The sequence below is a fragment of the Burkholderia aenigmatica genome (assembly GCF_902499175.1).
In the GTDB taxonomy this organism is placed as follows: Bacteria; Pseudomonadota; Gammaproteobacteria; order Burkholderiales; family Burkholderiaceae; genus Burkholderia; species Burkholderia aenigmatica.
In genome coordinates, this window is the sequence record NZ_CABVQC010000014.1 from 12942 (window position 1) to 24639 (window position 11698).

Here is an 11698-nt window from a genome sequence, read left to right on the forward strand (position 1 = left end):
TGCGGTACGCTTGGCCGTGCGGCGCCGTCGGGCGCGCGGCACGGCCGGCGGCCGCGATGCCGGTCAGTCCCGGTGTGTGTCGTGGTCGTGGTTGTCTGCGTCGGCGAACACCTGCGCCGCGTGCTCGTTCAGCGCAGGCGGCGGCCGCCGGTACGTGGCTGGCGTACGGCCGAGCTTGATCGGCGACGCGATGCCGCGATGCCGGCCCAGTTCGACTTTCATCTCCCGATGCGCGACATGCGGATGGTCGAGCGCGGCATCGAGCCCGAGCACCGGCGCGCACGGCACGCCGCGGCGCATCAGCTGCTCGGCGAGTGCCGCGCCGTCGTGTCCGGCCAGCGCCGTCTCGAGCAGCGTGCGCAGCGCGGCGCGATTCGCGCTGCGCGCGCGGTTGTCCGCGAAGCGCGGATCGTCGAGCCAGTCGCGCGTGCCAAGCACGGCGCACAGCCCCGCGAACTGCCCGTTGTTGCCCACCGCCAGAAAGATGTCGACGCTCGCCGTCGGAAAGCTGTCGTACGGCGTGATGTTCGGATGCGCGTTGCCAGTGCGCACGGGGGCATTCCCCGAATGGAAGAAGTTCGGCGTATGCGGATGCAGGATCGACAGCGCGCAGTCGAACAGCGTCGATTCGACGAACTGGCCGCAGCCGCTCGCGTCGCGCTCGCGCAGCGCCATCAGCACGCCGAGCGCCGCATTCAGCCCGGTGACGAGATCGACGATCGGCACGCCGACCCGCAGCGGCGCGCCGCCGGCTTCGCCATTGACGCTCATCAGCCCCGCGAGCGCCTGCACGGCCGCGTCGTAGCCGGGCAGCCCGCCGAGCGGGCCGTCCGCGCCGAAGCCCGATACCCGGCAATGGACGAGGCGCGGAAAGCGCGCGTGCAGCGCGTCGAAGCCGAGCCCCCAGCGCTCCATCGTGCCGATCTTGAAGTTCTCGACGATGGCGTCCGCATGTTCGAGCAGGCCGAGCAGCCGCTCGCGGTCGGCGGCCTGCGTCAGGTCGAGCGCAATGCCGAGCTTGTTGCGGTTCACGCCGAGGAAGTACGACGCGGTATCGCCGTCGAACGGCGGGCCCCACGTGCGCGTTTCGTCGCCGGACGGCGGTTCGACCTTGATCACCTCCGCGCCGTGGTCGGCCAGGATCTGCGTCGCATACGGGCCGCCCAGCACCCGCGACAGATCGATGATGCGCAATCCCGCCAGCGCGCCCTGCTGCTCGTGTTCCGCCATGCGTCCCGCTCCTGGTTCCGGTTGATCGGACTGCCGGCTCCGGCGGCCCGGCGCCTGCGGCGCGACCTTCCGGATTGGGCAAATAATTCTTGTGTGTGAATTTATGTTCCCACTCAGGAATTATGTTGTCAACCCCGGCGGCACCCTGAGTCCGGGCGGATGACGCCGCCGCGCGCAAGTGGGGGCGACCCCGAACACGGGCCGGTTGCGGTAGCGCCCCGCCTTTCGCTAAGCTGGCGGAAAACCTTCATCTCGAAAAAATAAGGCGGATTATTCATGAAACGGATGCTGCTGGCGGCCTTCATGCTGGCGTCGACGCTGGGCGTCGGACATGCGCAAACCCAGACGTTCCATTTCGGCGAAGGACAGACCGGGATGCCGGGCGCAGCGCCGACCGCACGGCCCGCGCCCGCGCGCCGGCACGTCACGCCGCCGCCGTCCCACCATCGGCGTGCCGTTCACAAGCGCCGCCATCCGAGCCACGTGAAGCCGACGCGCAACGGGATCTATACGCACGCGTGATGCGTCAGCGGTCCTGCAACGCCGTGCACGGAACTGTCACGAACCGCCGGTAGCATCGTTGCGGCTGCCTGTACGCCGTCGCGGCCGGCTGCCGAATGACGCGCCGCCGACGCGCATTTTCTCCACGATTCAGCACCTGTTTTGCCGAACATGAGTACCGGGCCGGACACACTCGCCGTCATCAAGGAACGCGCCACGATCGTGTGCCGTCAGCGCAGCAGCGTGCTGCTGGTCTCCCGCACCGCGTCGCGCTGGTCGCTGCCGGGCGGCACGATCCGGCGTGGCGAGACGCCGCTCGATGCGGCACTGCGGGAGCTCGCCGAGGAAACGCGGCTGGAGGGGCTCGCGCTCGATTACGCGGTGCAGTTCGGCGGGCTGACGAAGCTCCATCACGTGTTCGTGGCCGACGTGCCGGCGCACCTGACGCCGCGCGCGAGCAATGAGATCGCCCGCTGCAAGTGGTTCACCGTCGACCGCCTCGACACGCTGCGTGCAAGCGTGCCGACGCGCAAGATCATCGAGTTGCTGCGGCTCGACGGTTTTTCGGCGATCGCGAACGGCCGGCTGCGCTGACGTCCACCTCGCCCGTGCCGGTCACCCGTGCAGGAACGGGCCGGCCTTGCGCTCGAGCAACGTGACGAGTTCGGGCTGCATGTACACGTAACGGTCGGGAATGTCGAGGCACACGATCTTCTTGTGCCGTAGCTGCGCGCCGAATTGCGCCGCCAGCCTCGCCTTGTGCGCCCGCTCCATCACGAACACGACGTCGGCCCAGTCGAGCTGCTCGGCGGACACGCGCGTGTCCGCATCGGGCGCGAGGCCCGCCGAGTCGGTGTCGACACCCGGCCACGCGGCGAATACCGCTTCGGCCGTCGGGCTGCGCAGCCGGTTGCGGCTGCAGATGAAAAGTGCCCGCGTCATGTCGTTTCGACGGTGCCCGGCGCCTGCCGGCTCACCCCTGCGGAATCGTGCCCGGCCGGACGTACGCGAGCATGTGCGGCACGTAGTCGGCCTTGCCGAGTTCGACGCCGTGGTGGCGCAGGATCGCGTACGCGGCGATCGCGTGGAAGTAGAACTGCGGCAGCGCCCAGTCGCGCGCGTACTGTTCGCCCGTCATGTCGAACGCGATCCCGTTCGGCATTTCGAGCGCGATCGGCAGCGAGGCACCGCCATCGAGCGCATCCGGCGCGAGTTCGTCGAGAAAGGCGAGCGTGCCGGCGATGATCGCCTGCGCGTCGGCCAGCGTGCCGGGCTGCGCATCGGCATTCCATCCCGCTTCGCGCAAGGCCAGCAGCGCAGCCGGCAACGGTTCGCCACGCAGCCGGTGGACGGGCTCCATCGCCTGGAAGCACGAGAAGCGCACCTGTGCGGCAAGCGGATACATGTCGGGCGCCAGCTTCAGCGACATCGCCGCGTCGGGCGCGTCGCCCGCGGCCTGCCGGTGTGCGACGGCCTTGTCGAGCCACGCGGTCTGCGCGCGCAGCATCTGGGTGAAGGTCGGAACGAGAAGTTGAGTCGGTGACACGCGTGCGCTCCTGTGTTGTGGTTTGCGCCACGATAGCAGTGTCGGCGCGAACCTGCATCCCGGCCTGCGCGATGAGCGCGATTAAATGCGGATCCGGTGATGTGGCGCATGGTACGTGCAGGTGTTCGTCCACGCATCCACGCAGGATGATCGCCGTACGCGGCTGGCGCAACGCACCCTCAGGGCTTGCCGTGTCGCGCGAGGAACCGGTCGAGCTGCGAGGCGAACGCCTTGCCGTCGCGCGCGCTGAACGGCGCCGGCCCGCCCGTGTCGATGCCCGCGCTGCGCAACTGATCCATCATCGCGCGCGTCGACAGGCGTTCCTCGATGTTCTCGCGGCTGAACCAGTTGCCGCGCGGGTCGAGCGCATGCGCGCCCTTGTCGAGCACGGCGGCGGCCAGCGGGATGTCGGCGGTGATCACGAGATCCCCCGCTTCCACCAGCTCGACGATGCGCGCATCGGCCACGTCGAAGCCGGCCGGCACCTGCACAGCCTTGATGAACGGCGATGGCGGCGTGCGCAGAAACTGGTTCGCGACCAGCGTCACGCTGATTTCGGCACGACGCGCGGCGCGAAACAGCATGTCCTTGATGACGGCCGGACACGCGTCGGCATCGACCAGTACTTGCATGGCGGGTGTTTCCAGAGAGCAGCAGAAGCGGCGATCATAACGCACCGCTGGCCGCCCATCAGCCGGCGCGGCCCGTGTACAGCGCGTCGGCCGTCACCCACTGCGCGCCCCAGGCCGCGGCCAGCCGCGCGCCCTGCCCGATCCGCACGGCCGCATCGTCGAAGTCGACGAACACGACGTGATCGGCCGCCGCGGGTTTCGCGGGTATCTCGCGCGTGCGTCCGTCGGACAGCACCCACAGCCAGCGCTGCTTGCCGGGCTCGCGCCGCGCCGCGTGCGCGAGCAATTGCGCGGCGGCCGCGATGCCGTCCGCGAGCGGCGTGCCGCCGCCACCTTCGACGGGTTCGAGCCAGCGCGCATTCCACCAGCGCGGCACGGCCGGGCCGAAGCGGCGCGCGGCGCCATTGCCGCCGAAACAGATCAGCGCGGTTTCGACACGGTCGCGCGCGGCCTGGTCGAAATACGCGACGATCAGCCCCTTCGCCAGTGCGAGCCGCTCGTGCGACAGCATCGACGCCGAACAATCGAGCACGAAGCAATGCAGCGCGTCCGGCGTGCCGGCCCGTTTCCGGAAGCGCAGATGGCCGCGATGCAGCGGGCCGCCGCGTTTCGCGGCAAGCGTTGCCGGCCATGCAACGGTGGTGCCGGCACGTGCCGTGCCCGGCACGCGCGCGGCTGCGCCTGATTGCCATCGAGGACCGCGAACGGTGTTCGCAGCGGCGCCGGCTCGATGGCTCAGCGTTTTTTTAGCGGCAGCGGCACCACGCCTTTCACGTCGTGCAGCCCGGCCGGTTCGGGCGGCAGGTAGCCCCAGTCGCCCTGCGCTGCCGCGGCATCGTTCTGCGCGGCGCCCGATGGATCGTCGGGGCGCTCGCGCGCATCGGGCGGCGTGTGACCGTCGCGTTCGTCGTTTTTCTGCGGCGCTCGGGACGATGGCGGCGTCCCCGCATGACGCCGGTGCCGCAGCACCGCATCGGCCACGCGCTCCACATGCGACACCGTCACCGCATCGGCCTGCTCCAGTGCGGCGAGCGCGCGCGCCGCGCGCAGCATCACGAGATCGGCACGCAGCCCGTCAACGGCCGCGTCGATGCACAGCGCGCTGACGCGCGCATGGACGGCATCGTCGAAATCGAGCGCCGCCAGCCGTGCACGCGCCGCGTGAATCCGGTCGCCGAGTTCGCGCTGTGCGGATACATGGCCTGCGCGGAACGCGTCCGGATCGAGATCGAACGCGAGCCGCGCCTTCACGATCCGCTCGCGCTGTGCGGCGTCGAAGCAATTCTCCAGTTCGACCATCAACCCGAAGCGGTCGAGCAACTGCGGACGCAGCTCGCCCTCCTCCGGATTCATCGTCCCGATCAGCACGAAGCGCGCATCGTGCGCGTGCGACACGCCATCGCGCTCGACGATGTTCACGCCGCTCGCGGCGACGTCGAGCAGCGTATCGACGAGCCCGTCGGCGAGCAGGTTCACTTCGTCGACATACAGCACGCCGAGATGCGCCCTCGCGAGCAGGCCCGGCCGGAAGCGCACGCCATTTTCAGCGAGGGCATGCGCGAGATCGAGCGTACCGGTCACCTGCTCGTCGCTCGCCGACAGCGGCAGCGTGACGAACTGCCCTTCGGGCAACAGCTCCGCGAGGCCGCGCGCCGCGGTCGATTTCGCGGTGCCGCGCGGCCCGCTGACGAGCACGCCGCCGAGCGACGGGTCGATCGCGGCGAGCAGCAGCGCCTGCTGCAATGCGTCCTGCGCAACGAGCGCCGCAAACGGAAACACCGCGCGGGCGCGGTGCAGCGTCGGATCGGTCATCGCCGTCCCCCTTCCTGGAGTTGTTCGCTCGCGAGCCAGACCGCTTCGATCCGTTCGCGATAGTCGCCCGGCTGTTGCCACAGGCCGCGCTGCATCGCCTCGACGAAGCGTTCGCAGATGCCGTGCAGCGCCTTCGGATTGTGCCGTTCGAGGAACGCGCGGGTGGCGTCGTCGAACAGGTACGCGTCGGCGACGAGCGCGTACTGGTGGTCGGACAGCACGCGCGCGGTCGCGTCATAGCCGTACAGGTAGTCGACGGTCGCGGCCAGCTCGGCCGCGCCCTTGTAACCATGGCGCTTCACGCCGTCGAGCCATTTCGGGTTGACGACGCGCGAGCGGATCACGCGCGCAATTTCCTCGCGCAGCGTGCGCATCTTCGGCGCGACCGGGTTCGCGTGGTCGCCGTGGTAGATGCTCGGCTGCTGCCCGGACAGGTGCCGCACGGCTGCGGTCATCCCGCCCTGGAACTGGTAGTAGTCGTTCGAATCGAGGATGTCGTGTTCGCGGCTGTCCTGGTTCTGCACGACGACGTCGATCGTCGCGAGCCGCTCGCCGAACACGTCGGCCGCCGCGTCGCCCGCGCTGTTCTGCGCATACGCATGGCCGCCCCACTGGCGGTAGGCATCGGCGAGATCGGCGTCGGTCTGCCAGCGGCGCTGGTCGATCAGGTCCTGCAGGCCCGCGCCGTAGCTGCCCGGCCGTGCGCCGAACACACGCCAGCCGGCGCGGCGCCGCGCTTCGTCCGGTGCCACGCCCTGCGCGACCCACTTCGCGCGCTCGCGCTCGATGCGCGCGCGGATCGGGTTCAGCTCCTCGGGCTCGTCGAGTGCGGCCACCGCCTGCACGGCCGCGTCGAACAGGTGCATCAGGTTCGGGAACGCGTCTCGGAAGAAGCCCGACACGCGCAGCGTCACGTCGATGCGCGGCCGGTCGAAGATCTCGATCGGCAGGATCTCGAAGTCGGTCACGCGGTGGCTGCCGTGCGCCCATTTCGGCCGCACGCCGAGCAGCGCGAACGCCTGCGCGATGTCGTCGCCGCCCGTGCGCATCGTCGCCGTGCCCCAGACCGACAGGCCGATCGCGCGCGGATAGTCGCCATGATCCTGCAGATGGCGTTCGATCAGTTGCTGTGCGGATTTCAGGCCGAGCGACCACGCCGCCTGCGTCGGTACCGCGCGCGTGTCGACCGAGTAGAAATTGCGACCGGTCGGCAGCACGTCGGGCCGGCCGCGCGATGGCGAGCCGCTCGGCCCCGGCGGCACGAAGCGGCCGTCGAGCCCGCGCAGCAGCTGACGCATTTCCTCGCCGCCACACGCGTCGAGCGCGGGCAGCAGCATCTCACGGACACGCTCGATCACGGCGAGCGTGTGCGGCCAGTCGCCGGGAGGCGTCGCATCGGTACCTGCGTTACCGCCGTCGGCTGCGCACAGTCCGTCCAGCCACTGCTGCGCAAGCCGTTCGAGCCGCTCGCGCGTATCGCCCGCATGGCGCCACGGCGATGCGTCGAGCGCCTGCAGGATCGCCGGGCGCGGGCCGACCCACGGCGCGGCCCAGTCGGCCGCGAGCGGATCGAAGTCATCGCCGAGTGCGAGATCGCGCGCGAGCGCGCCGATCAGTCCTGCGCGTGCTCCCTTGCCGTCGCCGACCGGAAAGCGCGCGAGCGCGAGCAGCGTGTCGCGCCGCTGACGATCGGCCGGCGACGCGCCGAACACGTGCAGCCCGTCGCGGATCTGCGCTTCCTTCAATTCGCACAGCCACGCATCGACACGCGTGAGCAGCGCATCCTCGTCGCCCGTATCGCGCGGCGGCGACACGCTCAGTTCGTCGTGCAACCGGTGTTCGGCGATCGTCGCGAGGATCGTCTTGCGCAGCAGCTTCGCGCGCCGCCCGTCGACCATCAGCGCTTCGTAGTATTCGTCGACCTGCCGCTCGAGATCCTGCAGCGGGCCGTAGTTTTCCGCGCGCGTGAGCGGCGGCATCAGGTGATCGATGATCACCGCCTGCGCGCGACGCTTCGCCTGGCTGCCCTCGCCCGGATCGTTGACAATGAACGGATACAGGTGCGGCAGCGGCCCGAGCGTCAGGTCGGGCCAGCACGCGTCGGACAGCGCGACGCTCTTGCCTGGCAGCCATTCCAGGTTGCCGTGCTTGCCGAGGTGGATCACCGCGTCGATGCGATACGCGTCGCGCAGCCAGAAATAGAACGCGAGATACGCGTGCGGCGGCACGAGATCCGCATCGTGGTAGCTCGCGTAGTCGTTCTCGCCGCGCGAGCGCGACGGCTGGATGCCGACGAACACGTTGCCGGCACGCCAGCCGGCGATCGTGAAGCGCCCTTGCCGCAGCGTCGGATCGGCTTCGGGCGGACCCCAGCGCTCGTTCAGCGCGTCGCGCACGGCCGCCGGCAGCCGCGCGAAACGGGCGACGTAGTCGGCCAGCGGGAAGCTCTGGAATGCGGGGCGCAACGCATGCACGGCCGCGTCGTTGGTCACGCCTTCGGTGAGCCGCGCGATCAGCGCGTCACCGTCGGGCGGCAGGTCGGCCACCGCGTAGCCCGCGTCGCGCAGCGCCGCGAGCACGCGCAGCGCGGACGCCGGCGTGTCGAGCCCGACGCCGTTGCCGATCCGACCTTCGCTTTGCGGATAGTTCGCGAGAATCAGCGCGACGCGCTTGTCGGCGTTGTCGAGCGTGCGCAGCCGGCACCAGCCGTGCGCGAGCGCCGCGACGAACGCGATCCGCTCGGCGTCCGGCTGGTAGCGCACGACGTCGACCTCGGTATGCGGGCAGCGGTACGCGAGCCCCTTGAAGCTCACCGCGCGCGTGACAATGCGCCCGTCGACCTCGGGCAGCGCGATGTGCATCGCGATATCGCGCGCATGCAGGCCCTGGTTGTCGGCCACCCACGCGTCGCGATTGCCGCCGGACAGGATCACCTGCAGGACCGGCGCGTCGCCGGCGAGCACGTCGTGCTCGGGGCTGTCGATCGCGCCGGCCGCGAACGCGGTCGTGTTCAGCACGAGCGCGACGTCGTGCGTGTCGCAGAGCTGCGTGATGACTTCGCGGCTCACCGCGTCCTTCAGCGACGTGACCGCGATCGGCAGCGGATTCAGCCCTTCGGCGACGAGCGCATCGGCCAGCGCGTCGAACACGGCCGTGTTCGCGGCCTGCCAGTGCGCACGATAGAACAGGATCGCGACGACGGGCGCGCCGGGCGTCCAGCGCGGCCGCCAGTCGTCGACGCTCGCGCGGTCGCGCGCCAGGTGATACAGCGCGGCGGCCGGCAGCGGGCGCGGCAGTTCGGGCTCTTCGCCGAACCCGAGCGTATGGAATGCAATGCTGCGCAGCAGCGCCTCGGCGTTGTGCACGCCGCCTTCACGCAGGTAGCGCCACCACAGCCGGCACAGGTCGGGCGCGATCGTGCTCTTCGCGACGAGGTTCGGGTCTTCCTGCAGGTCGCCCGAGAACATCGCGAGCTGCTGCTTGCGTTTCGACGCGAGCGACACGGCCTGCTCGATCCCGTACGGCCAGTACGCCTCGCCGCCGAGATGATCGATCACGACCGACTTCGCATGCTGCAGCACGTCGTCGACGTAGAAGTCGACCGACGCCGGTTGCCGCAGGAACGTGACGTTCGCGAGCCGCACGCTCGGGAAGCCGGCCGGCAGGTGCGGCACGACGCTCGCCAGCAGCGACAGTGTCGTGTCGGCCGAGCTCAGGATCACGATGTCGGCCGGCTGCTGGTCGATCCGGACGACGCCCTGCGTGTCGTCGACGAAGCCGCCCGGCGTGGTGCGCAGCAAATGCATCGTGCGTTACGCCTGTTGCGGTTCGGCCGCGCACGCGGCGTCGAACGCGCGTTGCAGCGCGGCCGCGTCGAGATCCTCGCCGATCAGCACGAAGCGGCTCGCGCGCGTTTCGCCGTCCTGCCAGCGACGGTCGAAATAGCTGTCGAAGCGGCGGCCGACGCCCTGGATCACGAGGCGCATCGGCGCGCCGGGCAGCGCGGCGAAGCCTTTCGCGCGATAGATCGTGTGCGCTTCGACGACACGCTGCAGCGCGGCGATCGTCGCTTCGCGCGTGCCGGCGTCGCCCGACACGACGACCGAGTCGAAATCGTCGTGATGGTGATCGTGATCACCGTCGTCGGCCGAGCCGTGATGGTCGTGACGCAGGTGGATCGTTTCTTCCGATGCCGATTCGAGACCGAGCAGCATCGCGAGATCGAGCTCGCCGCGCGTCGCGCGCACGATCTTCACCTGCGGCGGGATTTCGTCGCGAATCGCGGTTTCGATCTGCGCGAACGCTGCGTCGCCGACGAGATCGGCCTTGTTCACGATCACGAGATCGGCGGACGACAGTTGATCGGCGAACAGCTCGTGCAGCGGCGATTCATGATCGAGGTTCGGATCGGCGCGGCGCTGCGCGTCGACGGCCTGCGGGTTTTCCGCGAACTGGCCGCTTGCGGCGGCCGGCCCGTCGACCACGGTCACGACCGCGTCGACTGTGAAGCTGTTGCGGATCGTCGGCCAGTTGAACGCCTGCACGAGCGGCTTCGGCAGCGCGAGGCCCGAGGTTTCGATCAGCACGTGGTCGATGTCCGCACGCCGCTCGACGAGCGCTTCCATCACCGGATAGAACTCTTCCTGCACGGTGCAGCACAGGCAGCCGTTCGCGAGTTCGTAGAGCTGGCCCGACGCTTCGCCCTGCGCCCCCTCGGCATCCTCGCAGCCGATGCCGCAGCCCTTGAGGATTTCGCCGTCGATGCCGAGCTCGCCGAATTCGTTGACGATCACCGCGATGCGGCGGCCTTCGGCGTGCTGCAGGATGTGGCGCATCAGCGTCGTCTTGCCGCTGCCGAGAAAGCCCGTGACGATCGTGACGGGAAGCTTGCGCATGGTCATGGTAGGTCCTGTGTCGAAAATGGAATCAGCCCGGGATCGTCGCGTCGATGGCGGCGTGGCAGTTCATCTGGCGGATCGCGGGCATGCCGCCGCGCGATCCGGACGGACAGTCGCGGGACGGGCGGAACGACGAAGCGGACATGGTGCTTCCTTGCGAACGGTCGACATCGTGAATGCCAACACGGCTGCCGCCGGCCCGGTGCGCACCGCCTGCCGTTCGCCACGCCGGCCGGCGCGGGTTGGCGCGACGGCGGATCGGCGGAGGAAGCGGGCAACACGCGGGCGTCGGGCCTGCTGCGGCCGTGGACGATGCGCCGCCTCCCCGCGGCGCTGAACCCCAACGTTTAGGCCGGTATCCGGGCTGACGAACACACCGCTTCGCCTTCCCGGATGCACGCGGCATCCAGTGGCGGTCGTCCGCATGCGCGCGGCATGCGGCGAAGCGGCGTTGCGTGGCGCTTCTTGCGCGACGCGTTCGCTTACCGTTGCGGGGGCAGCACAGGTTGGCTCGACTGCGGCGCAGGCAGGCTCCCTGTTTCCCGTTTAACTGCGCGCGCCGGAGCGGCGCGCGCGAGCACCAAAACGCGTGCGAGTGTAGGCGGCGCGGGCGGGGAGCGTCAAGGCGGAGCGGGCCACCGGGCCCGGTTCCGGATGGCCGGCGCACGTGGCCGAACGCCGTGCGCAGTGGTTCGCGCGGGTGGATCGCTGTGCTATCGTAGCGCCGCGTTCGGTGCTCGCATGCGCATTCCGTGCATGCAGTTAAACGGGAAACAGGAGGCGGACCACCGCCCGGCCTGTGCTGTCCCCGCAACGGTACGCCGCCCGCGCGACGCGCTTCCCCGCGCACGCGCCCAGGCCGCCCACGATGCCACTGCCCTTCAGCCGGGCGGGAAGGCCGCGGCCTGGCAAGCGGCCAGCCCGGATACCGGCCGACGCAAGGGGCGAGCCCGAGGCTCGCCGAACGCCCGATCCGCGGGGGACGGATGGGGTGCGCATTCCGCCCGCGTCCGCGCGGGCTTCGTTAGATCCGTCATGCGTTTCCTGTCTGCTGGCCGCCGCCGTGCCGCCCGCCTGCC

General features: G+C 70.0%; 10 protein-coding genes and 2 riboswitches. Of the genes, 2 read left to right on the forward strand and 8 right to left on the reverse strand.

Translation table 11 applies throughout. The features are described 5' to 3' along the window. Positions 1-63 precede the first annotated feature (63 nt). Complete coding sequence (locus BDO18943_RS12410; protein ID WP_175022510.1) at positions 64-1230, reverse strand: CaiB/BaiF CoA transferase family protein; 1167 nt, start codon at positions 1228-1230, stop codon at positions 64-66. Between the two features lie 276 nt (positions 1231-1506). Here BDO18943_RS12410 and BDO18943_RS12415 point away from each other — a divergent pair, with 276 nt between their 5' ends. Together BDO18943_RS12415 and BDO18943_RS12420 are read left to right on the forward strand one after the other, a co-directional pair. After that, complete coding sequence (locus BDO18943_RS12415) at positions 1507-1752, forward strand: hypothetical protein (RefSeq protein WP_175022511.1); 246 nt, start codon at positions 1507-1509, stop codon at positions 1750-1752. Positions 1753-1902: 150 nt separating this feature from the next. After that, on the forward strand, positions 1903-2325 hold the full coding sequence (locus tag BDO18943_RS12420; RefSeq protein ID WP_175022512.1) for an NUDIX hydrolase: 423 nt from the start codon (positions 1903-1905) through the stop codon (positions 2323-2325). A 21-nt stretch (positions 2326-2346) separates the two neighbouring features. Here the strand turns inward: BDO18943_RS12420 and BDO18943_RS12425 are convergent, their stop codons facing one another. The 7 genes from BDO18943_RS12425 to cobW form a co-directional block, all read right to left on the reverse strand. Further along, positions 2347-2673, reverse strand: coding sequence for a low molecular weight protein tyrosine phosphatase family protein (locus BDO18943_RS12425; protein ID WP_175022513.1), 327 nt, complete (start codon positions 2671-2673; stop codon positions 2347-2349). Positions 2674-2704: 31 nt separating this feature from the next. Next, positions 2705-3277 (reverse strand): DUF1993 domain-containing protein, encoded by a 573-nt coding sequence (locus BDO18943_RS12430; protein ID WP_175022514.1) that lies wholly within the window; start codon positions 3275-3277, stop codon positions 2705-2707. A gap of 179 nt (positions 3278-3456) precedes the next feature. Next, on the reverse strand, positions 3457-3909 hold the full coding sequence (locus BDO18943_RS12435; RefSeq protein WP_175022515.1) for a YaiI/YqxD family protein: 453 nt from the start codon (positions 3907-3909) through the stop codon (positions 3457-3459). Between the two features lie 58 nt (positions 3910-3967). Beyond that, a complete protein-coding gene (locus BDO18943_RS12440; RefSeq protein ID WP_175022516.1) occupies positions 3968-4576 on the reverse strand; it encodes a vWA domain-containing protein in 609 nt (202 codons plus the stop codon). A gap of 68 nt (positions 4577-4644) precedes the next feature. Beyond that, complete coding sequence (locus tag BDO18943_RS12445; protein ID WP_175022517.1) at positions 4645-5721, reverse strand: ATP-binding protein; 1077 nt, start codon at positions 5719-5721, stop codon at positions 4645-4647. Beyond that, positions 5718-9527: a cobaltochelatase subunit CobN gene (gene cobN / locus BDO18943_RS12450; RefSeq protein ID WP_175022518.1), complete on the reverse strand. Its 3810-nt coding sequence runs from the start codon at positions 9525-9527 to the stop codon at positions 5718-5720. The genes BDO18943_RS12445 and cobN overlap by 4 nt, the downstream gene beginning before the upstream one ends. 6 nt (positions 9528-9533) lie before the next feature. Beyond that, on the reverse strand, positions 9534-10622 hold the full coding sequence (gene cobW / locus BDO18943_RS12455; protein WP_089450457.1) for a cobalamin biosynthesis protein CobW: 1089 nt from the start codon (positions 10620-10622) through the stop codon (positions 9534-9536). 330 nt (positions 10623-10952) lie between these two features. Further along, positions 10953-11219: riboswitch (cobalamin riboswitch) on the reverse strand. Positions 11220-11333: 114 nt separating this feature from the next. Further along, a riboswitch (cobalamin riboswitch) is annotated at positions 11334-11570 on the forward strand. The last annotated feature ends 128 nt before the right edge of the window (positions 11571-11698 follow it).